This is a genomic window from Flexithrix dorotheae DSM 6795 (assembly GCF_000379765.1).
In the GTDB taxonomy this organism is placed as follows: domain Bacteria; phylum Bacteroidota; class Bacteroidia; order Cytophagales; family Flammeovirgaceae; genus Flexithrix; species Flexithrix dorotheae.
Map to the genome: position 1 here is coordinate 108,380 of NZ_KB903444.1, position 23,621 is coordinate 132,000.

Annotated in this window: 17 protein-coding genes; 8 read left to right on the plus strand and 9 right to left on the minus strand. The window is 36.9% G+C overall.

Going from position 1 to position 23,621, the window contains the following annotated elements:
* Window positions 1–20: 20 nt before the first annotated feature.
* The 6 genes from A3EM_RS0118470 to A3EM_RS0118500 all read right to left on the minus strand — a co-directional run bounded on the left by A3EM_RS0118470 (window position 21) and on the right by A3EM_RS0118500 (window position 9,377).
* The gene (locus tag A3EM_RS0118470; protein ID WP_157637956.1) at window positions 21–989 is read right to left on the minus strand and encodes a glycoside hydrolase family protein; all 969 of its coding nucleotides are present in this window, start codon (window positions 987–989) and stop codon (window positions 21–23) included.
* 92 nt (window positions 990–1,081) lie between these two features.
* On the minus strand, window positions 1,082–2,329 hold the full coding sequence (locus tag A3EM_RS0118475) for an ADP-ribosylglycohydrolase family protein (protein WP_020529727.1): 1,248 nt from the start codon (window positions 2,327–2,329) through the stop codon (window positions 1,082–1,084).
* A 201-nt stretch (window positions 2,330–2,530) separates the two neighbouring features.
* Complete coding sequence (locus A3EM_RS0118480; protein ID WP_020529728.1) at window positions 2,531–4,048, minus strand: RagB/SusD family nutrient uptake outer membrane protein; 1,518 nt, start codon at window positions 4,046–4,048, stop codon at window positions 2,531–2,533.
* Window positions 4,049–4,093: 45 nt separating this feature from the next.
* Window positions 4,094–7,429 (minus strand): TonB-dependent receptor, encoded by a 3,336-nt coding sequence (locus A3EM_RS0118485; protein ID WP_020529729.1) that lies wholly within the window; start codon window positions 7,427–7,429, stop codon window positions 4,094–4,096.
* Between the two features lie 198 nt (window positions 7,430–7,627).
* Window positions 7,628–8,665, minus strand: coding sequence for a FecR family protein (locus tag A3EM_RS0118495; protein WP_020529731.1), 1,038 nt, complete (start codon window positions 8,663–8,665; stop codon window positions 7,628–7,630).
* Window positions 8,666–8,717: 52 nt separating this feature from the next.
* A complete protein-coding gene (locus tag A3EM_RS0118500; protein WP_020529732.1) occupies window positions 8,718–9,377 on the minus strand; it encodes an RNA polymerase sigma-70 factor in 660 nt (219 codons plus the stop codon).
* Window positions 9,378–9,753: 376 nt separating this feature from the next.
* Between A3EM_RS0118500 and A3EM_RS0118505 the strand changes: the two genes are divergently transcribed.
* The 4 genes from A3EM_RS0118505 (at window position 9,754) to A3EM_RS0118520 (ending at window position 16,611) form a co-directional block, all read left to right on the plus strand.
* Window positions 9,754–10,335, plus strand: coding sequence for an RNA polymerase sigma-70 factor (locus A3EM_RS0118505; protein ID WP_044238971.1), 582 nt, complete (start codon window positions 9,754–9,756; stop codon window positions 10,333–10,335).
* A gap of 115 nt (window positions 10,336–10,450) precedes the next feature.
* Window positions 10,451–11,419 (plus strand): FecR family protein, encoded by a 969-nt coding sequence (locus A3EM_RS0118510; protein ID WP_020529734.1) that lies wholly within the window; start codon window positions 10,451–10,453, stop codon window positions 11,417–11,419.
* A 164-nt stretch (window positions 11,420–11,583) separates the two neighbouring features.
* Complete coding sequence (locus A3EM_RS0118515; protein WP_020529735.1) at window positions 11,584–14,856, plus strand: SusC/RagA family TonB-linked outer membrane protein; 3,273 nt, start codon at window positions 11,584–11,586, stop codon at window positions 14,854–14,856.
* A gap of 12 nt (window positions 14,857–14,868) precedes the next feature.
* Entirely contained in the window at window positions 14,869–16,611 is a 1,743-nt protein-coding gene (locus tag A3EM_RS0118520; protein WP_020529736.1) for a RagB/SusD family nutrient uptake outer membrane protein, read from the plus strand.
* A gap of 93 nt (window positions 16,612–16,704) precedes the next feature.
* Here the strand turns inward: A3EM_RS0118520 and A3EM_RS0118525 are convergent, their stop codons facing one another.
* Entirely contained in the window at window positions 16,705–17,301 is a 597-nt protein-coding gene (locus A3EM_RS0118525; protein ID WP_157637957.1) for an START domain-containing protein, read from the minus strand.
* Window positions 17,302–17,690: 389 nt separating this feature from the next.
* Between A3EM_RS0118525 and A3EM_RS0118535 the strand changes: the two genes are divergently transcribed.
* Window positions 17,691–18,749: a succinylglutamate desuccinylase/aspartoacylase family protein gene (locus tag A3EM_RS0118535; RefSeq protein WP_020529739.1), complete on the plus strand. Its 1,059-nt coding sequence runs from the start codon at window positions 17,691–17,693 to the stop codon at window positions 18,747–18,749.
* A gap of 186 nt (window positions 18,750–18,935) precedes the next feature.
* Here A3EM_RS0118535 and A3EM_RS0118540 read toward each other — a convergent pair whose 3' ends face one another.
* Both A3EM_RS0118540 and A3EM_RS0118545 read right to left on the minus strand, forming a co-directional pair.
* Window positions 18,936–20,009: a zinc-binding dehydrogenase gene (locus A3EM_RS0118540; protein ID WP_020529740.1), complete on the minus strand. Its 1,074-nt coding sequence runs from the start codon at window positions 20,007–20,009 to the stop codon at window positions 18,936–18,938.
* A gap of 15 nt (window positions 20,010–20,024) precedes the next feature.
* Window positions 20,025–20,621: a helix-turn-helix domain-containing protein gene (locus A3EM_RS0118545; RefSeq protein WP_245576521.1), complete on the minus strand. Its 597-nt coding sequence runs from the start codon at window positions 20,619–20,621 to the stop codon at window positions 20,025–20,027.
* A 196-nt stretch (window positions 20,622–20,817) separates the two neighbouring features.
* Here A3EM_RS0118545 and A3EM_RS0118550 point away from each other — a divergent pair, with 196 nt between their 5' ends.
* The 3 genes from A3EM_RS0118550 to A3EM_RS0118560 all read left to right on the plus strand — a co-directional run.
* On the plus strand, window positions 20,818–22,107 hold the full coding sequence (locus A3EM_RS0118550) for a DUF5690 family protein (protein WP_020529742.1): 1,290 nt from the start codon (window positions 20,818–20,820) through the stop codon (window positions 22,105–22,107).
* Window positions 22,108–22,194: 87 nt separating this feature from the next.
* The gene (locus A3EM_RS0118555; RefSeq protein ID WP_020529743.1) at window positions 22,195–23,115 is read left to right on the plus strand and encodes an alkaline phosphatase family protein; all 921 of its coding nucleotides are present in this window, start codon (window positions 22,195–22,197) and stop codon (window positions 23,113–23,115) included.
* Between the two features lie 71 nt (window positions 23,116–23,186).
* Window positions 23,187–23,621, plus strand: a 435-nt coding sequence (locus tag A3EM_RS0118560; protein ID WP_211211988.1) for an exonuclease/endonuclease/phosphatase family protein, incomplete at its 3' end; no start/stop codon positions are given.

Below are 23,621 nucleotides of genomic sequence, written 5' to 3' on the forward strand. Positions count from 1 at the left end.
GTTTATAAGCTCAGGTTCATCTATAATTGCTGATCTTCTTTCCAAGATAATTCAGTAATCCTAATTCCTTTTAAATCTGGCATAAGAGCTGCCACATAATATTTATTTTCATGGTTTATTATTTCCGGAGCTGCAACCGGAATAGTTTTTAATTTCAATTCATCAGTATTCACTCCAAAATCCAAAGGATCATCCGAACAAAAAATAGTGGTTCTTTGAAAACCAGGTTTATATTCCTGGGTTTTAAACAGGAAAAATTTTCCGTTTTTGTGAATCACCTGCGGGCATTCTGAGGATAAAAATGCCACTACATCTTCTTCTGTTTCAGATACTTTTATTTCTTCTCCCCAGTTTTTCAGGTCAGCAGATTTTCTGCAAAAAACAGCTCCCTTGGTACTATCAGGCCAACTGTAACTCACACTTCCAGTATAATATCCAAAATAGGTATCCTTATAATTCATAATCATTATATCTCTGGCACGATCATATTCTTCACTTCTGAATAGGCTGGTTTTGCCATCGGCATTGATTATTCTTTCGAATATTTTCCCATCTGTACTTTCTGCCATGCAAATTTGTCCTCCACCCCCATAGTAAAATTTAAATTTTCCATCTTTTTTAACAACATATGGCGCTTGTATCCAGCCGTGTTCTTCACCCAGGGTGGAATCAGCAACCATAAAAATACCTTTTGGTTCCCAATTGGTGGAGGTGAGCGTTTTACCTTCCCAGCGGTGAAGTACACGGAAATCAGCCTCTTTCCCACAATATCTAATGCAGGAAACCAATTGCCATGTACCATCTGCTGCCTGCCAAATGGCAAAGTCCACAGGTTCCATTTTATCATGATTATATTCACCAATATCAGGCACACCAGCGATCTGCCACCAATTTTCAGCCAATTCAGGTTCAGCCTTTTGGGTGTGGTTCAGGTGATTTTTCTCCTGCTCTTGTTGCTTGTTATGGGTACAATTAAAAAAAAATAACATACAGCTTGGCAGAATGATGAAGGAAATTAATGTCTTAATATATTTTGAGGTATTAAAATTTAATGTGATCATAATTATGTTGCTATCAATCATTAATTAGTGATTGGAATTTCATAAAATACTTCATTATTTATCACCTTTTTACTTCCACCATTTTCGGCTATACATTGTTCAGATATTTTCAATATCCGGTCAATGATGTCACTGATGGTATTATAGTTTGGTAAATTATCCCGGGAATAATTGATGTAAATATCATTAAATGGTACGTCCCATTTTTTTCTGGGATCCATTTCCAAAAGCAAATTTTCTGGAATACCGGCTGTTCCATTAATTATACCAATTAGTCCTCCACAAGTTGCCGCCTGATTATCGCAATCGTATCCTGCACTTACCGCAATCCCCACAGTCTTGGTAAAATCCCCATCTCCATACAAAATGGCCATTACTCCGCACAGACCATTTACTATAGAAGATAAATAGGGGTCAGGCACTTTAAAATCACCAATTTTCTCAAAATAATGCTGATGAATAAGTTTTCTGGTATCCCGCCAATCAGAATTTTCCTTATGCCATTTGATTACATCCAGCATTCCTTTTTTATAGGGGCTCTCTGATGGTAAAGCTTCTGCAGCCATTTCCACTAATTTGTGCACATCCTTTTCAAAAAAAGCTTCGCTGTACATTACCGCAAAGGCTTTTGTAGCATCAACAGCCCAATCATCGCACATAATTTTGGCTCCCCATTCTGCCCGGGTTACAGCCTTTTTAGTCATTCCTGGATAAAAAACACTCCAAATTTCATTGACTAACTGGGAAGTTAATCTGTACCAATACGGATTATTTGCCTTACTTCCTGTAGCTGGAGGTAACATCCCTTCATCCATCAAATCACGAGCTTTACGGTTGGCGCCCCAAATGAACCGGTTTATATGTTTTTTCCACATTTCAGTAATTTCCGCATAATTCAGATCTAATCCGTATTTTTCTACTGCATGGAGGGTCACAAATTCTATATCGGAATCGTCATCACTCCAGGCTCCATCCATAGCTCCGGCCATAATGGTGGTAAAAGCCCTTCGGTCATTAATATTCATTTTTAAATTCACTGGATCATAATCTTCAAAGGTGTAATACCTGTCAATAAGGATTGGAATTGGTTCTTCCACATATACATTCTCAAATGGGAAACCGACATAATTTCCCACTAACTGGCCAAGCCAATACGCATGAATTTTATCTCTAAGCTCGTTTTGGGAAATGGTTTTGTATTTCTTATTGCTGGAAAAAGAAGTTAATATGAAGGATAAAATCAAAATTAATATAGTAAAGTTTTTCAATTTAATAGGGGTTAATATAAAAGCAAGCCTGTAACAGACTTGCTTTCGATTTTGGATGTATAATTAAATAAATTAAGAAGAAATAAAAACCTGGTGCCATAGACCTTAAATAAGTAATTGAGGTTTGGGGTTGATAATCAGCTTATTAACCCAATAATATACCTCCCTTATTTCGGTAGGACAGACATTCAGTCAGTCGCACTAGTAGCCAGGATTTTGTGGTTTTAAATTGGTATTTCTATCCAGCTCATCACCTGGTAAGGGGAATAAATAATCTCTGGAAGCATCAAAGTTTTCATGAGGCTCCAGTGAATCAGGTCCTTTAAATACTTTATCTCCTAAATTCCTCCTTTTAATATCGAACCATCTTTTAAATTCAAATGAAAGTTCCCATTTTCTATCTTCTAATACAGCATCAATAAAATCTTCTTTTCCTGTAAAATCCGATATTTTTAAATCGGCTGGAAAATCCACCTGAGTTCCTCCCCAATTTCTGGCTCTGGCTCTTATTTCATTTAAGTAACCAATAGATTCAGCATTGGGTCCGCCATTTTCTTCAGCGATGGCCTCAGCAGCTATAAACAGCACTTCTGCATATCTCATGAGAATGTAGTTGTGATCCGTATCAGCTACACTTCCAACTGCTAATCCCGGGTATCTTGTCCATTTAGCAATATGGGGTCTTTGAACTGTAGCAAATTCTGTGTAGGGAATTTGTACTCCGTTAAAGGCGGTAGAATCATCAAAACTCACTATTTTCCTATAATCTCTGTCATCCCAGGTTTCATATACCGAAAAAGCAGGCACACTTACACTCCAACCCTGCATATCCCCTCCTGTAATTCCTGTGAGTGCACCCATGTAATCAACATTAGCAGGGTAAGCACCAATCTGTCCAATAAAATCAGAAGAAAAAATTGTTTCTTTTAAGGCATCAGCATTTTCAGCCCTAAAAATATCCTGATAATCAGCCTCTAAATTGTAACCAAATAAATCTTTATTATTGATAACATATTTAGCTTCAGCAGCAGCTTGTGGCCAGTTTCCCAAAGTGAGGTGAACAGAAGCCAGATAAGAAGCAGCTGTTCCCTTGGTAGCTCTGCTTCTTACATTTTCTGGTTGAGTTTCTGGTAAATGTAGTTTTGCAAATTCCAGATCTTCAATTATATAACCATAAAGATCATCTACTGAAGTTTTAGAAATGGATTTTACAGATTCAGGATCGCTTACTGGGAAATCTAAATAAGGCACCTCACCAAAAGACCTGACCAGGTGATAATAAATAAATGCCCTGATAAATCTGGCTTCACCTTCAAGAGCTTTTTTCACACCTTCCTCAGCTTCAATTTGATCCACCCCGCTTATTGCAGAATTTACAGCACTTACTGTTTTGTACATTTCAGGCCAGAAAACGGTTGTCATACCATTATTGGCGTCCATGTCAAAATCATTTACTTGTTGCCTTCGGGCTGGTGTGCCCCTGTTTCCAATATCTGCCAAATCACCTCTCAACTGAATGGATAAAGAATATTTTCTACCAAACATTGTTTCTGCTGCCATTAAGCCATATGCACCAAAGATTGTTGCTTGGACATCTTCAGGAGATTTATAAAATCCTTCAGGAGCCAGAATTCCTACTGGTTCTTCTTCCAAATCAGTACAATTAAATAATGAGATACTAATGAGGATTAATAACAATTTGAAATATGTATTTTTCATTTTCTTTCAATTAAATTTTAAATAATCTACAGTTAGTATGGAAACTTAGAAGCCAACATTCAACCCGATGGAATAAGATTTGGCATTCGGATAACTGCCATAATCCAATCCAACATTTCTGTTTCCATTGGTACCGCCATCAGTTCTGTAATTTACCTCAGGATCTACTCCTTCATAATCTGTAAATGTTAAAATATTTTGAGCACTTACATAAATCCTTAATCTCCTGATTTTGGCTTTTTCTAAAATTGAATTAGGTAAATTATAACCGAGAGAAATATTTTTAAGTCTTACATAACTGCCGTCATAAATCCATCTGGTGGAAGGTTTATAACCTCTGCCAGCTGCCGCTTTTGGGACATCTGTATTGGTGTTTGTAGGTGTCCATCTGTTAAGTGCGTTTTTGGTAGCATTTCTTCCCCCGGACAATTTATCAAGTTCCATCAGGGTATAGCTATAAATATCATTTCCTTTAGAAGCCTGGAAAAATATATTCATATCAAAGCCTTTCCAGCTGAAATCATTATTCCAACCCCATATATATTTTGGCTGAGGATTTCCCACAATTGTTTTATCATTATTATTGAGCTGGCCATCAGGCTGTCCGGTTAAATCACCATTTTCATCAGTAATTCCATCAACATCCCTGTATTTTTCCCCTCCGGCTTCCTGTTCAAAACTACTTCCTTCAATGAAATTATCTCCTTCCTGATAAACCCCATCATAAATAAATCCGAAGAAGGCGCCTACTGGTTCGCCAACCCTTAGAATTTGCGTAAAATCCATACCTACCATATGCCCGGGATTAGAACCGTAAGGAATATCGAGATTGTCTGGTAACTCCAGTACTTTGTTTCGATTAGCAGAAATATTAAATGCCATATCCCATTTAAATTCTCCTACCAGATTTCGGGTATTAAGAGTTAATTCAAATCCTTTATTTTCTACTTTTCCAATATTTTGCCATTGGGTGGTGTAACCTGAATATTCAGGTAAAGGTCTTTGGAATAACAGGTCAGAAGTTTCCATCCTGTAATAATCTACTACCAGATTAACCCTGTCATTAAATAAGCCAATATCTGCACCCACATCAAATTGTGCCGTAGTTTCCCAGGTCAGGTTATCATTTGCCACAGATGAAGGTCTTACCGCATTTACAATTTGTCCATTTATGGCTGCTAATTGTGGGGATAAACGGGCTAGTGTCTGATAAGGAGCAATTGCTCTGTTTCCGGTTAAACCATAACTAACTCTCCATTTAAACTGGCTAAACAAGTCGCTGTTATTTAAGAAGGACTCTTCATGCATATTCCAGGCAAATGCTCCAGAAGGGAAAAATGCCCATTTATTGTTTTTACTAAATGTGGAAGAACCGTCATACCTTAAATTTAAGGTCAGTAGATATTTGCTATTAAATGAATAATTAATTCGGCTATACCAGGAAGAAAGTTCCCATTCTGAAAGGGAAGACCAAGGCCTTTGGTAAACTGCAGAACCATCTAAATCCCAGAAAGAAACAGCATTAGTATTATAAGAATCCGCTCTGGCTCCCCAGGTTTCTCCTCTGGACTTCTGGTAGGAATATCCACCCATAATCGAAAAATCATGTAAAGATCCAAAAGATTTGGAATAGGTCAGGTAATTTTCACTAAGAATATTGGTGTTTTTATTGCCTTCTAAATCCGCTCTACCCCCTACATTTGCTCCTGCGTTTAATGTAGTAGGCAAAAAATTTCCATTCCTTCTGTTTCCGGTATTTGCTCCAAAGCTTGCTCTGAATTTTAAGTCTTTAAAAATTTCATATTCACCTGATAAATTGGCCTGAAGTAAATCATTCACGGTTTCATTCTCCTTTTGAGTGGAGATTGCGTAAGGATTATCAAAAGGGTCCCCAATCTTATTCACTGTAAATGAACCGTCAGGATTATATATGCCTAGATCAGGAGCGAAACCATAAGCTGAGGCTACCACACCAGTATTCCCGGATCCACCACTACCTTCCTGTGTCGGTACACCATCCCTTTCTGTTCTGCTGGCAAATAAATTGATACCAAGTTTCAACTTTTCAGTAGCTTTAATATCTAGGTTACTTGTAATGGAATACCGGTCATATTGAGAACCTACAATTATTCCTTTCTGGTCATAGTAAATTCCTGATACATAATAACTTACATTATCCGAACCACCTGAAAGAGAAAGCTGGTAATTCTGGATATGACCTTTTTGGTAAATAGCATCCTGCCAGTCGGTGTCTTCAGTACCCATGGGAACATTTGGTGTAACCTCCTGAATATAATCCTGAAATTCAGCTGCATTCAATAAATCCAGTCGTCCAATTTCTTCCTGAGAAGAAAAAGAAGTATTGAAATCAATTTTCGTTTTACCACTTTTTCCCTTTTTCGTTGTGACCATAATTACTCCATTGGCACCTCTTGAACCATAAATAGCAGTAGCCGAAGCATCTTTCAATATTTCAATAGAGGCAATATCCTCCGGTGGAGGAACTACACCGCCTACAAATCCATCCACTACAAAAATGGGGTCACTGCTGGCATTAATTGAGGTACCTCCTCTTACTCTGATTTTGTAAGATGATCCGGGTTCTCCGTTATTGGCAGTAATTTGAACTCCGGCAGCTCGTCCCTGTAAGGCCTGAACTGTTCCAATGGCCGGGTAGGCGGTTAATTCTTCAGAATTTACAGACGAAACAGATCCTGTTAAGTCACTTTTTTTGACGGTTCCATAACCTACCACTACTACTTCTTCCAGCTGAGCTAAATCAGGCACCATTTCAATATTTAAAATAGATTGATTTCCAACTTCAATGTCCATGGTTTTAAAACCGATGTAACTAAAAGATAAGGTTGAGTTTTCGGGAATATTCAGGGAAAACTTTCCATCGAAGTCTGTGGTGGTTCCAGTGCTTGTTCCTTTCAACAATACACTCACACCAGGTAAGGGTTCTCCGTCTTCCTGACTGGTCACTTTTCCAGAAACGGTAACCTGCTTAATATTGATTAATTCCTCTACAACTGCCTCTGATAACAATTTCCTTTTCGAAACGATAATGTTATCGTTAATTCTGGTGAATTGTAATTTTTTCTCCTTGGAAATAGTTCTTAAAAGATTAGCCAAAGAAACATTTTCTGCTCCTAAACTAACCCTCACATCATTTCTTAAAATTTCGTCATTATAAGCAAATTTAAAATTTGTTTTGGCCTCAATTTCAAGAAATGCATTATCCAGTCGGGTATCTTCAAAATGTATACTCAGATAAATTTCTTCGATACTCGTTTTAGATTGAGCGTTTCCTTCCTTTGCGATAATGAAAGTACCCAATAAACATTGCAAGCAGATTCCTAAAAAAGAATACTTTGACATAATTAAAATTTGTCGTATTAATTTCAATTTCATATTTTTATATGATTACGGTGAAAATTTGTTTTCATCAATTTGCCCCCATTTGCAATTGGCGGTGTCTTCCAAACAATTCCAATTGTGCTTGAAGGCATATTAAACCAGTTTCATTTTAAATGGAACTGGTTTTTTTTTAACTGGAGTTTTGATACGTTTTCATTTTCAATTTAAATTTATTTCAACTGTATTTCCTTCTATTTTATAATCAAAATCAGAGGCAATACTTATCGCTTCTAATACTGTTTTAAGGCTTTGTCTTTTAAAGGTGCCGGTAAATTTCCCCTTTATTTTATGGCCATTTTTAAATACAAAATCGTGTCCATACCACCTGGAAAGCGTTTGTATAATTTCTTCACTTTCGGCCATTTTAAATACAATCATTCCATCTTTCCAGCCGATTACCGAAGCGTAATCATAACCTGATTTGGTGATTTTTCCCGAATTCCTTTCTCTGGTCAGCATCTCATTTGGCAGCAGGAAATAAGAATCTTGGTTTAGCTCCTTATCGGCAGGATCATTGATATCTACTTTTACTTTTCCGGAAACCACCGAAACGTGCACCTTGTTATCCTGAGGGAATGCATGCACATTAAATGAAGTTCCAAGCACAGTTGTTGTTATTTCTCCTGTTTTGATGATAAATGGCCTGAGTGAATCCCGCTCTATGTCAAAAAAGGCTTCACCTTCCAGATAAACAAGGCGCTGGTCAGCACTAAACTTTTCTTTGAATGAAAATTTACTGCCTGAATTAACAATCACTACCGAACCATCCTGAAGAGTGAGTGTGGATTTTTGTCCTTTAGGAATCAGCTTTTCAACCATTACCTCCTCTGTTCCTGGTTTGACTTCCTGCTCGACTTCTGTATTTAATTTATAAAAAGTAAAAACGGAAACGACAATAATTAAGAAGCTTGCTGCAACTTTAACAAAATAAGGATCAAACCATTTTGCTTTTTGCTGAATAGTTCCAGTTTTTCCATTTCGCAAATTCTCCGGCTCATTAATCCTTTCGGATACTTTCTCCCAAAGTTTTCTATTGCGGTCTTTATTGTTGGTCTTTATATTCCAGTATTTGATGAGCTCACTATATACCTGTTTATTTTCCTCACTCTGGTTTAGCCATTTTTCTAGTGCCTCCTTATCCTGCTCATCTTCTTCTCCTGCTAGCTTTCTGGCAATAAGCTTTTCTAAATTATCCATAATTTCTTTGATCCTTTCTTTATTAGATCCGAAATCAGGAATTTACCACCACTCAAAATTCAAAAAAATTTAAAAAAAGTTTTCCGGCCAATAAAAAAAGAAAAGTAATCGCCAGTTTTATAACCTTTCCCCCTTTACCAGAATCATCTCTCAGGTATTCCTGGAAGCGTTTTCTCAGCCTTTTCAGGGCTTTTCCCATGTGGTTTTCAACGGTATTTACAGAGATATTTAAAATTTCTGCCACCTCTTTATATTTTAATCCATTTTCTTTTACCATTTTAAAAGTAGTTTTACACTGGAAGGGTAAACTTTCAATGGCCTCATCAATTTCTTTATACAGGGAATTGTATAAAAGTGCACTTTCCGGATTATTATATTCTACCAGATTTTCATGTACATAGGAAGAGAAAGAGGTATCGCTTTGCAGGTGGGGGAACTTTGATTCCTTTTCAAGCAATTTTAGTGATTGGTTTTTTACTGCTTTGTATAAATAGGATTTAATGTTTTGAATTTCAGGAACCCGCTTCCTTTTTTCCCAGATTTTTATAAAAACATCACAGACAACTTCCTCTGCAAGCTCGGGGGAGTGTAAATAATTATTTGCGAAGTCACACAGTTCGTCTAAATAAAAATCAAACAGAACTTTGAACTCTCTTTTATTTCCTTTGGCAATAAGAGATAAACTTTTACTCCAATTTCTTAAATTTTCCATTTTCAAAAAATAATGTTCATTGCATTAGTCGTAGTCAACCTTTACGAAGGAAGGGTTTAAATATAGTATTCAGGACTAATTAGGCAGTATTGGAAACGGGTATTTTTTTAAGTTACCAAATATAGTCAAATATTCAAACTTTTATGTAAATATTGAATGTGGAAATGCAAAAGGCATTTCGATTGTATAGGTGATATTAGAATAATTCTTCAATTTTCCAGAGAGTAGTTCTGTGTTACTTCACATCAAATTTCAGTTGAATTTCAATCAAATTAACTTTTCAGGAACCCAAAAATTAAAAATTAATTAATTCGCAAAGTTGGTTTCTGATAACTGAATGCTCTTAATTTGGACGACATTTAAAATGAATGCTTTGATGAAATTTTTTGATTTTAAAAGTTTATCGGATGAAGAACTAAATGTTTTAGTTTCAAAGGGAAATGATATTGCCTTTCGGGAATTATTCAATAGATATTGGGAGAAGTTGTATGTAGCCAGCTATAAAGTGCTTGGTGATGAGCAAGTTTGCGAAGATATCGTTCAGGAAATCTTTCTTGATCTTCTGGAAAGGTCCTCGGGTATGGAAATCAAAAATGTCAGGGCATATCTCTATCAGGCCACAAGATTTCAGGTCACCAATCACATCAAAAAGATCAAATTTATTGACAAACGGGCTGAAATTATTGAGCATCACTTTATTGGCAATAATGTGGAGGATTACATGGCTACCAAAGAAACACAATCTTTAATAAATCAGTCCATTTCCGCTATGCCGAATCGTTGCAGGGAAGTATTTTACCTGAGCAGATATGAAAATCTGTCGAATAAAGAAATAGCCTCAAAATTGGGCATCTCTATTTTCACCGTGGAGACTCACATGAAAAAATCCCTAAAATACCTGAGAAAATCACTGGACCTGGCTTGTATGCTCATAATTATGGAGCAGTTTCTAAACTAATAGCCTGCTTTTGTGACCATATATTTATGGTAATGTTACCCCAGTATTAAACTTCATAAAAAATAAAAATCCGAATACCCAATGCTGCCTGCCGGATATACTTCCTTTTAAATAGATGAAAAAGGAAGAATTTATATTGCTCGCAAAAAAATATCAGGAAGGTCTTTGTTCACCCGAAGAGAAGATTTCCTATGAAAAAATATTGGAAGAACTCATGCAGGAAAATGTATTGGGACCAGGGTGGGATGAAACGGAAAAAAAGTTTAAAAAAGAAAAAATTCTTTCCCGAATAGAACTGAAAAGAATAAAAAGGAGACAGGAGGAAACAAAGTATAAAAAGAGGGTTTGGCAAATGGCAGCCTCAGTATTATTGCTGTTGGGTTTGGGAATATCAACCTACTTTTTAGGAAATCAGGAAGTGGAAATAAAATATATTACGAAATCTACCACTTCCGGGCAAAAGTCCCGGATTACACTTCGTGATGGATCAGTGGTGGTATTAAATGCCAATAGCCGGTTGTCCTATCCTGAGCGATTTTCAGCCACATCCAGGGAAATTATTTTGGAGGGGGAGGCCTATTTTGAAGTGAAGAGAGACCCGGATCGGCCATTTATGGTCAGTTCCGGAGATATAATAACCACTGTTTTAGGTACTTCATTTAATATACGAGCTTTAGATGAAACTCAGGTTGAAGTCACTGTTTCTTCAGGTAAAGTAAAAGTAACAGCCGATGTAATCGGTAAGGAGATCATTTTATTGAAAGGCCAGCAAGCTAATTATTCAAAATCATTAGGCGATATTACCATAAAGCAGGTAGACTCAAGGTGGTATACTTCATGGGTAAGCAGATCACTGGAATTTGAATTAATACCTTTCAGGGATGTAATGAAAATTCTGGAACGGACTTACAACACAGAAATCAGAATACGAAATATTGCTTCCAATAAATGCCTTATTCGTGGAAAGTACGAGAATGAAAAGTTAATTACTGTACTTAAGGGCCTCAAATTAGTGGTTAATTTCGATTATCACCTGTTAGAAGATAATGTGATAATTATAGATGGAAAAGGATGTATCAATTAAAAAATTAATGCCTATTGAAAAGACTACTGAAACTGAAAATATTTTATGACTTACCGGGTAGGCCATAAAAAAAGTCCGAAACTGTTGGAGCAGCATTCGGACTCGTTCCCTTCCCGACCAAAAGATTCGGGAATAAAACTATTTGTTTAAACTGATACAATATTATGAAATTTGATTTACTAAAACTATTGATGTTTACATCAAAACAGGCAATTTATGTTTTTTTGATACAGGTAACTGCTATGCAATTCCTGGTTGCGGAACCTTCCAGTAGCCAGAGTTTGATGGAAATAGGCATTACCTTAAATCTAAAAAACACATCACTTGAAGAAGCTTTTAACGAGATAGAAAAAAGCACGGATTTCAACTTTACTTATGGCAAGCGGGTAAAGACTGAAAAAATATTTATCGATCTGGAGATTAAAGACGGAAACTTGCAGGAAGTATTAAAGTCAATTGCTTCCCAAAGCAATTTTAACTTTCGCAGGATTAATCAAACGATTTATGCGATTCCAAGAAAAAAGCAGTCCAGGGTAGAGTTTATCACCGAAGAATTTACCAACAAGGAGGTAAGTGGTAAAGTGACAGATTCTGAAACAGGGGAACCTTTGATTGGAGCTTCAGTAATAGTACAGGGTTCTAATTTGGGAACTATCACAGACATCAACGGGAGTTTTAAACTTTCTATTCCGGATGATGCACAAAATTTGGTATTCTCTTATGTAGGATATGAAAGAACGGAGGTTCCCATTGGAGACAGAACTCTTTTTAATATATCCTTAAATACTGATATGTCATCTCTGAATGAGATTGTTGTGGTAGGATATGGTATTCAGAAAAAGGCGGATGTAACCGGTTCGATTGGATCTGTCAATAAAAAAGATTTCAATCAGGGAATTGTAACTAACCCTGGTCAGCTTTTACAGGGAAAAGTGGCGGGAGTAAATGTATCCAATGTGAGTGGAGAACCTGGTGCTGCACAAGACGTCATTATTCGTGGGGTAGGAAGTTTGCGCTCAGGTACCACACCTCTTTATGTAATTGATGGCTTTGCTTTGGACAATTCCGGAACAGGGTTGGCCACAAATCCACTGAACTTTATCAACCCTCAGGACATAGAAAGCATTGATGTATTGAAAGATGCTTCAGCAGCAGCTATTTATGGTGCCAGAGCAGCTAATGGGGTAATTGTAATTACTACGAAGAAAGGTAAAACAGACAGGACCCAGGTAGATTTAAATATTTCCACCGGAATTTCAAATTTGGCCAACGATGTGGCAGTTTTCAGCCCCGATGAATTCCGCAGACAAGTGGTGGCTGCTGGAGGCAGTTTGAATGATGGAGGAGCAAATACAAACTGGCAGGACGAACTCACCAGAACAGCCATTTCCAATAATGTTAATCTTGCACTAAGTGGTGGTACCAATAATTTCTCTTACTATTCCGCTTTAGGAGTGGATGATCAGGAAGGTGTTTTGAGAGGAAGTGATTTAAAACGTTATTCTGGTCGTTTAAATCTTACTCAATCTTCTTTAAATGATCGTTTACAGCTGGCTTTAAATCTTACCGCCAGTAGAACGGAGAATTTAAGAGCGGATTCCCGAGGAATTGTAGCAAATATGTTACAGTTAAATCCAACTACGCCTCCTTACACTAATGGCCAACCTACTTTATTGGAAAATATGCTCAATCCTTTTACCCGTGAGCAAATTTACAGTGATAATGCCGTTAACCATCGTATTTTGGCCAATTTCGCCCCATCCATTGAAATTTTTAATGGCTTAACCTATAAGTTGAATCTGGGTGTTGATTATTCCACTACCAACAGGGATATCCAATACAAACCATATAGTTTGCTGGAAGATTTTATCAACGGATCTTTAAACTCCATTTCTACTTCCAACAAGAACTCCTTAATAGAGAATACATTAACCTATAATTTTGTAAAGGAAAACCACAGTTTAACATTTTTGGCTGGTCATACTTATCAGAAAACTTTTGTATATCAAAAGAATTTTAATCTGGAAGGATTTGCAGACAATGGTATTGAACCTAAATATCAGGATCAAATCAGTGGAGAAAGTACACCAACTTATATGAATACTTATGCGGTGGAGAATGAGCTACAATCGTTTTTTGGAAGGGTGAATTATGGTTTTGCCGACAAGTATCTGGTGACAGCAACCATGAGGGCGGATGGTTCGTCCAAATTTGGAGGAAACAACAAATATGGTTATTTCCCTTCTGTGGCTCTTGGCTGGAATCTTATCAATGAAGAATTTTTAAGAGGTTCAACCACTTTCGATAATCTAAAATTAAGGGCCAGTTGGGGGCAGACAGGAAATCAGGAAATTCCTTCGAAGATCACAAAACTGAGTTATACCGACAGCAAATCCGAAAATGATACCTATCCGATAAAAGGCACAGAAAATTCAATAGAAGACTATCCTTACGGAACTATTTTTACCCGTCTGGCCAACCCGGACATTCAATGGGAGGTATCTACACAAACAAACATTGGTCTTGACTTTGGCATATTTGCCGATAAATTGACTGGTACCATAGATTATTTCAATAAAGTATCTGAGAATATTTTGCTGGAAGTTACTCCGGCAGACCCAATTCAGCCTACTGATAAATACTGGACCAATATTCCGGATATGGAAATCAAAAATAATGGTATTGAGATTTCACTGGATTACCAAAGCGATTTGAATAAAAACTTTTCCTATAACATAGGAGGTAATTTAGCTTATACTAATAACAGGGTAGAGAATTCTCCTTATAAAGTATTGACAACTGGTGCCGCTCAAGGTGCTGGACAAACAGGTGCTACAATTAATGGGAATATCAATGGAGAGCGAATAGGATCATTTTATATGAATGAATTCATGGGGATTGGAGAAGATGGTTTAAGTATATTGTCTGAAGACCGAAAAGTGGTAGGAAGTGCTTTGCCTGATATGCTTTATGCCTTTTATCTCAACCTGCATTATAAGGATTTTGATTTGGGATTTAATTTCAATGGGGTTTCAGGTAATAATGTATACAACCATACTGCGATGTCTCTGTTTACAAAAGGGTTACTGGCAGCCAATTTCAATACAACTGATCTGGCTACCGAATTCCCCAATGAGGACATCACGAACTCCAATTCAGTGTCTACCCGTTATTTGGAAAATGGTAGTTTTTTACGGTTGAATAATGCCACTCTGGCTTACAACCTGAGGCCATCACTAATTGGCCTGGAGGGGTTGGTGAATAATATCCGTTTATCAGTCACAGGCCAAAATTTATTTGTGATTACAGATTATAACGGATTTGACCCTGAAATTAATTCCAACCTTTCTGTAGATGGGATTCAGACCTTTGGAATTGATTATTTCAATTATCCGAAGCCAAGAACCATTTTATTTAGCTTAAATGTATCATTCTAAAAAGACTTTAAAATGAGGATTAAAATTATAATAGCCCTATTTGGCATTTGTTTATTTTCTATTCTGAGCTGTACAGATTTAGAAGAGGAAGTTCTGGATGAATCTCTTGAAGGCAGCGGTCAGGCTGAACTTATCAGTGGTGCCATAGCACCCGCATACGGTCAGGTTTCATGGACCTGGAGACATACCAATTATTATGGATTACAATTAATTCCTGCAGATGAGGCCATCCTACCTTATCGTGGCGGGACTGACTGGTATGATGGAGGCAAATTTCTGGAAGCCCATGCCCATAACATATCCCCTGCTAATGATTTGGTAAGTAGCTCCTGGAATGAAGTAACCAAAAACATTTCCAGAGCGCTTTCTGCAATTGAGGTATTAAAACCTTTGGCAGATGAAGGAGATACTGAAGCAGAAGGTGCACTTTACGAAATGATCGCCCTGAGGGCATATTTAAATATGTTGATGCTGGACAGTTGGGGATTAGCTTTTAAAAAGGAAACATCAGGCGAACTTTCTGAAATTCTCAGGGGAGAAGAGGCCATTAAATACATTGAAGATGAGTTTCTTTCGGTTGTAAATGTGATTAATACGGAGAGAGGACCTGGCAGAATCACACAAGCGGCAGTTTACGGTTTTTTAGCCAGGTTGAATTTGAATGCTGCGGTTTACCGCGATCCCTATGGAACACCAAATTTCACTTCAGAAGAAATGGACAAGGTAATCATGTATACCGATAATATTATTAATGCGGGCACCTTCTCCTTATCCCCGGAATACTTTGATTTATTCAATGATGAAAACCATGATAATCCGGAATTAATTTTTGCATTAGATCAAAGAGGAGTGCTAAACAGGGAACACAGCCGCTGGGCCTATTGGTCTCTTGCAGGATCATGGTTTCCAAGACCGGAATTTCCAAGTGCAGATGGTACAGATGGCCCTGCCATTACTCCGGATTTTTACCAAACCTGGACAGATGCTTATGGAAATGTAGATCCGGCTGAAGTTGATCCAAGATTCTATAAGAAAAACCAGTTGGTTCCTGATGAATTACAGGATCTTACCGGGTTTTCACCATTGAATGATGAAGATCATTTTTATTGCATGGCCGCTGAGGATTTTGAAATTGACAGGGGAATTATTCGCGGTGTGATTTGGGGGCCTCGAAAAGATGAAAATGGCTCTTTTTATACCTGTGATGAGAATTATAGAATTTATCCTGTAAAGCAAATCAAAGGAAATGGCCCGGATAAAGATGTAGATTATGTAAACCATCAATTACAGGTTGACTTCACGAATGAAGGCAGGCTGCATTCCAAAGGGTATCGTGTTTCCAAATACCAGTTTAGCCACACTTCTCCAAATGGAAATAATTACAGTAGTGTTGATCTTGTGTTGATGCGATACGCAGAAATATTCCTGATGCGGGCTGAAGCTAAATTGAGGAAAGGAGACAATGCCGGGGCACTTTCTGATTTAAATACTGTAAGAACCTCCAGAACTGCACGTGAACCGGTTCTTGAGGCATTATCCTCTATCGACCTGGAAATTCTTTACCGTGAAAGGGGATTTGAACTTTACTGGGAAGGTTTCAGACGTGGAGACCAAATTCGATTTGGGCATTATGAAGATACCTGGACAGAAAAGACCGACAGTGATCCACATCACCGATTGTTTCCCATTCCCCAAAATGCGATAGATGGCGCATCAAATGTGGAAGGTTACTTGATTCAGAATGAAGGTTATTAATAGCTGAATTTTTGATTAATATTCTGGCGCTTGTATCATGTATTAAGTTGATACGAGCGCCATTTTTGTATAATTGGAATAATTTAGAAGATCTCAAATTTTTGATAAATAATCCCTTAAATTTTTAAGTGTATCAAAGGGTATATCAACAGCCGCAACATTTGCCAGCCAACCGGGAATGGAGCCTCCTGGGTATGCATGAACCTGGTAAGTAATTTCAGTTTTTGCTCCCGAGATAAATTTGAGCAGCCAATAGCCAGTTACTTCAGGGATACGGACTAATCCATCCTTTTGAGGTTTGTAATCTGGTAGTCCTTCAAAATATACTTTTACATCTTTATTTAAAGAATAATCATATTTGAATTTTACAAAGGAATCCCGGTCTTTTAGTGGGAAAGGTGCAGCGGATACTATGTAGTGAATTTGATGGTTCCCTTCCAACTCCATCAACTCTGATTTTTTACAATCGGGAATCCAGTCGGGCATTTTGTCTACGGCTTTCAGTACCTCAATAATTTCTTTAATTGATACTTCAATAACCATTACACCTTTTGATTCGTCCAGTGGGGATTTTTCTACCGACCTTGTATAAACCTTTATGTCATTTTTATCTTTTTTCAGTTTCCATGCCGATTGGGCATTCGCTAAATGGAAATTTGTCAATGCTGAAATTAATATTAAGAAGATCAATTTTAGATTAAGATATTTTTTTGGCAACATTCTACCTGTCTTAATTTTCGGTTTTGAATCTTAAGTTTTGAGCTGTTCAGTGGGAATTATCATAAAAATTAGCTATATATTTTGACAATTCGAAATATGCATCCATGAACAACTTTTTTTTGATGAATTTAAGTCTAATATAATTAAATAATATAACAATATCCAAATTTATATGTATTCCGGTTTTTTTTATAAATCCTTTGTCCAATAGCCATTTTCCTGATCCGGGCTTACTATAGCACAATTGTAGGACTCCTTAAAAATGTAGGATGAAGTAGCGCTTAGTCTGAAAGTTTCATTAATTTCGGGAGGAAATCATAGGGCTTTCAGCCACAATTCTACCTGGCAAATTTTTCTTCATGGAACGAACATTTTTTTTCTTATTAATTTTCGTATTGAGTGGTCAAATTACATTTGGACAGAAATCCTTTTATTTTGATGGTAAAGAGGTAAAACCGAAAACTAAACAACATTTTAGTATACCCATTATTAATGGAGAGGATTCTACTCTTTTACCTGTTAGCGTATTTAATGGTATAGCAGAAGGGCCGGTTTTGGGAATAACCGCTGGGGTTCATGGTTATGAATATCCCCCAATAATTGCAGCTCAAAAATTGATCAAATCCATTAATCCTGAAACCTTAAAAGGAGTTGTTATTCTGGTTCAAATATCAAATCCGGAGGGTTTTAGCAAAAGAACACCATACCTAAATCCCCAGGATGGGAAAAACCTTAACAGGGTATTCCCGGGGAGTAACCAGGGGACAATTACGGAAAAGATAGCGCATTTCATTACTCAGAATGTGATAGCAAAGTCTGATTTTTTTCTTGATATGCACTGTGGAGACGCCCCGGAGGATTTAATGTCTTACTCGGCCTACTACAGCAATGAATCCATGCCAGCTGTTTCCAACAAGGGGAAAGAAATGGCAGTTTCATTGGATTACGACCATGTGGTAGTTTTTAATACCAAAGGAAAAAAATACATGGAAAAACAAGAACCAAGTTTGTACTGTTCGGCAGAAGCCTTCAAAAGGGGAAAGCCAGCCGTAGATATTGAATGTGGGCGGCTTGGTGTAGCCGATCCGCAATTGATTGATAAAATTGAATCAGGGGTATTAAACTTACTGGAATATTTGGAGATGCTACCAGCCTCAGGGGAAAAACAACCTGCCAAAGCTCCATTAATGATAACAGAAAGGCATTATGTAAGTGCTAAGCATAGTGGTATTTTCTATCCTGAGAAAGTTTCAGGCGAATATGTGGCTGAGGGAATGAAAATTGGGTATATCACCAATTATTTTGGGGAAGTTATTGAGCCCGTCTACGCCAGTGAGAATGGAATTATTTTATTGATTATCGGTACTCCTCCAATATCTACTGATGAAACTATTGCCGTAATTGGGAAGGTGGATTAAACGGAATAAATTTAAGCACCAGTGCTCCACACCGGGTACTCCACACCGGGTACTCCATACCGGGTACTATTATTTCCGAGAAATAGTAATCTATCTCTCAGTCTTTTATGGCAATATAATACACGATTAATTTTGAATTACCACTTATATGGCAGGAAAAACAGACCATAAAACTTCTGTTCTGGATCAGGGTTTAATTCCTACTCTATAATATTTGCCTTTATTTCCTGTTTCAAATGCTTTACCTAATTCTTTTAGTGGAAATTCTATGCCTACCAGCTTTTCAAAAGGATACTTAAACTTTGCCTCCTTTAGAAATTCAATGGCATTGGCTAAATCCTCAGGTATATAATTATGTAAGCCTTTCACAGACAATAAATTTCTGACCATATATTCTGCATTGATGGAAATGTCCCTTTGGGGAAAAACAGATCCGACTAATATGATTGTTCCTCCAATGGATAAAAGTGGAATACATTTTTCAATTCCTTCCGGAGAGCCGGAAGTTTCTATTATCACATCTATTTCCCCATTATTTTCTTTAGAGTCACCAATGTGATCTTTGCCAAATGTAAATGTTTTGTCTGCTCCAAATGCATTGGCCTGTTCAGATTTTTCCGGATTAATATCCTGAGACCAGACCTTTGTTGCCCCATGTTCTTTGGCCATGGCACAGGCAGACAAACCAAGCATCCCTACACCATTTATAAGGACATTTTTGTTATGCAGGTTTCCTGCCAGGCGGATAGCTCCGGCAATAGTAGCATGTGTGCAATTTAAAGGAGCCGCTTCGGCAGGGCTTAGCGATGGAGGTAGTTTAAAAACGGAAGTGCCTTTCCGGAGATGACAATGACTTGCAAACCCTCCATTTAGTTTATATTGTTGGTTCATTTGTTCATGGCCATATTTATAGAGTCCTTCTGACTTTTGTGGAAATCCCTTTTTAGAAGTATGAGAATCAGGATCGAAAGCATAAACCGACCAGGTGACTTTATCACCAGTTTTAAGCGGATTCCCGTGATAATCTAATACACCTCCCGGGGCAATTTTTTCAATTTCACCGATTATTTCATGACCTAAAATGCTATGGGAGCAGGAATGCCTTCTTCCATAAAAGGTGTGCAGGTCACTGGTACATATGGTGGCATAACCTGTTTTCACTAATAATTCTCCATCCTTTAATTCTGGAAGATCGATTTTAGTTTCTGAAAACGGAGTATTCGATCCCATAAAAACCATTGCAGTAGCTTCAGGCTTCATATCTTATGTTTTAAATTATCTTAATTCAATAAAATAGATTACCAGCATAATAGCATCTTCATTATGCTTATTGAGGGGGACATGTGGAATTTTTCCATTAAAAAACAGAGAATCTCCCTCTTCCAAATCAAGGATTTTATCGTCAAGTTTATATTGAATATTTCCTTTAACAAGATAGAGGTATTCAAAGCCATCGGTGGAAACGGGGCTTCTTTGGGCATTTCCACTAATGGTTAAAAGAGAAATTTCCATAGAAGACTGTTCTATCTTCTGGTTGAGAATCAATTGATAATTAAAACCAATTGATTCATCTTCTTTTTTAATTGACCTGTACTCACTTCTTTTTTTGAGTATATAACCAGGAAACTCTTTATCTCCCTTAAGGTCAGCAAAAAATTCATTTAAATCGACATTCAAAGTTTGAAGTACCTGAAGCAAAGAAGGTAAAGTGGGGAACACTCTTCCATTTTCGATCTTGCTTAGCATAGCAATACTGATTCCTGATTTCTCAGCCAGATCTCCAAGTTTGAGGTTATGGGATTTCCTGATGTCTTTAATTTTTGAACCTATCCAGGTAGTTACGTATCTCGAATTATCCATCTTGATAATCATTATTGGCCTTTGAAAGTAAGCCTTTTTTCAGGGTCGCAAGGTAAATAATATTTTCTTTAAAAGAAAAATAATTTCTCTTAACGAAATATTAATATTTTGATAATACAGCTCTAATCGATTGAAAATACTAAGCCAGTACCTTTGAAAAAATTGAAAAAGTATTGAAGTGCTTTTTAACTAAACTGAAAATAAGCTCATGGCTAAAATAAGTAATGTATCTATTTCCAAAACTGATTTGGTATTGATGATTACCGCATTTTGTACTTATACAGGAATGTATGCAGTGAGAAAATCATTTTTAGCAGGGCAGTATGAAGAATTTGAACTCTGGGGTACTTTTCATTACAAAACCGTATTAGTCATCAGCCAGGTAATGGGGTATATGATTTCCAAGTTTATAGGAATCAAGGTAATATCGGAATTACCTGCCCAAAAACGATTTCGTGCCCTGTTAGGGCTGGTCACTTTTGGGCTTTTCATGCTATTTATTTTTGCTTACCTGCCAATACCATTAAAACCAATAGCACTTTTCTTTAATGGTCTTCCATTAGGAATGGTTTTCGGAATTGTATTGGTAAATCTGGAAGGAAGAAGGAATTCGGAACTGTTGGTGGCGGGGTTAAGTGCTACCTTTATTTTTTCTACTGGATTTATCAAAACAACGGGAATCTGGCTCATGCAGAACTTTCAAGTAAATGAATTCCTGATGCCTTTTATAACAGGGGCCCTCTTTTTTCCCTTATTTTTACTTGCAGCCTATGGGCTGAATAAAACTAAAGCCCCAACAGAAAGTGATAAACTACTCCGATCAGAACGCCAGCCCATGATGAAAGAAATGCGAATTTCTTTTCTCAAGCAACATGGATTAGCTTATTCTGGTTTGGTATTGATTTATGTAGTGCTTACTGTAGTGAGGGATTTCCGGGATAATTTTATTGTAGAATTCTGGGCAGAATTGGGGAAATCAGCCCAACCTGAGCTCATTACTCTTACTGAGTTACCTATTTCCATTACAGTATTGGTTATTTCGGCTTTTGGAATTCTGGTTCTCAACAACCGTACGGCTTTTAAGTTAGGAATGATACTTACCTTATTCAGTGCGGCTATAATGGTAATTGTTACCTTTATGTTTGAAAAGGGCCTGGTTGGATCAGTAATTTGGATGATCACTTCAGGGTTTAGTGTTTATCTGCCTTATATTTTATTTCATTGTTTACTATTCGAAAGATTTATTGCTGTTTTAAAATTTAAAGGAACTGTAGGTTATTTGTTCTATATTGCTGATGCACTTGGATACCTGGCCAGTGTAGGAATAATGATTTTTAAAGATACAATGAGTTTTAATTATTCATGGGTCAATTTTTTTTCCAACCTTAATTTAATCAGTGGACTTTTAATTATTTTGTTATCGATAGCTTCCGTTGTTGTCATGAGTGCCCAAAACTCCAAATTTAAGCCTGAAAAGATTTCAGGGGAATTAATCTAAAAGGGAATAAAAATAAGGGAAGGAGAAGCTGTTAAAAAAAAAATCAAGCAAATAATCAATATATCAACCTTTACGTAGCTATACCAGATGAAAAAAATACATCTCCAAATTGTCGTTGTCTTTATAATATTTGGTTTCTTTAGTTGCCAAAATGAAACCAAAACAAATACAAAATCCAATAGGGTAGTGGTGATAGGTTTGGATGGATTAAGTGTGGAAGGATATCAAAAATCTAAACATCCCAATCTGGATAAACTTTTAGAAGACGGTTCACTATCCCTGAACACTCGTTGTGTAATGCCCTCGGTAACCTTACCTAACTGGACAAGTCATTTAACCTCGGGAGGCCCTGAACAGCACGGTGTTACCGGAAATGACTGGAGGCTGGACAATCACCAACTTTCCCCTATTGAAAGGGATAGTTTAGGCTATTATCCCTCTATTTTTAAAATTTTAAAAGAACAAATTCCTCATATAAAAACGGCCTATTACTATAATTGGGGTAATCTGATAAACCCCATTAACAAGCTGTTTTTAGATGAAATTAATTTTGAGAAGGACGATAAGTATGTAGATAATTATAGGAAAGCCTTCGAATTTATTAATGAAAATAAGGAAAATCCTACTTTCGTTTTTCTTTATTCTGTACATGTTGATCATGCCGGACATGAGTTTAACTGGATGTCTCCGGAATATATCTCTTCAATTGAAGAAGTAGATGTGGAAATTGGCCATTTTATCAATAAATTAAAGTCATCGGGATTATATGAAAGTACTCATTTTTTGTTAATCACTGACCACGGAGGTATTTCATCGGGTCATGGAGGATTAAGTGAAGATGAAATGGAAGTGCCCTGGGGAATTACCGGACCTGGTATTGCAAAGGGAAAGATAATAAAAGAACCAAACAGCAATGCTAATACTGCAGCAGTGATTTCTGTTCTTTTCGGTTGCAGCGACCTTCCGAAATCCTGGATTGGTAAAGTTCCTGAGTCTATATTTGAATAGGAGAAAGATGGATTTTTACACCAGCCAATTATACCACAAAAGCCTGTTTTAAAAGCAAACTTGAAATTTAAATGATGAAATCAATCCAGAAATACTATCAGCTTAATCATTTGTGTTTATCCATTTTGTTCGTATTCTTCTTTGCTGCAAAATCCCTGGCCCAGGATTCAACAAATATAAAAGTGATGACCTATAATGTGTTGTACGGTTTTAAAGGAAATGACAACACCTCCAGAGAAATTGCGGCTATTGAATTTATTAAAAATCAGCAGGCTGATGTCATAGCCTTTCAGGAATTAAATGGGTTTACGGAGAAATCCTTACTTGAACTGGCAAAACAATGGAATCATGAATATGCTGTAATCTTAAAGGAAGATGGGTTTCCGGTAGGTATTACATCCAAAAGGCCCATCAAGCTTATAAGTAAAATGAAGGGAGGTTTCTGGCATGGAATGCTACATGTTTCTACTTATGGAATAGATTTTTTAATTGTGCATTTGTCTCCC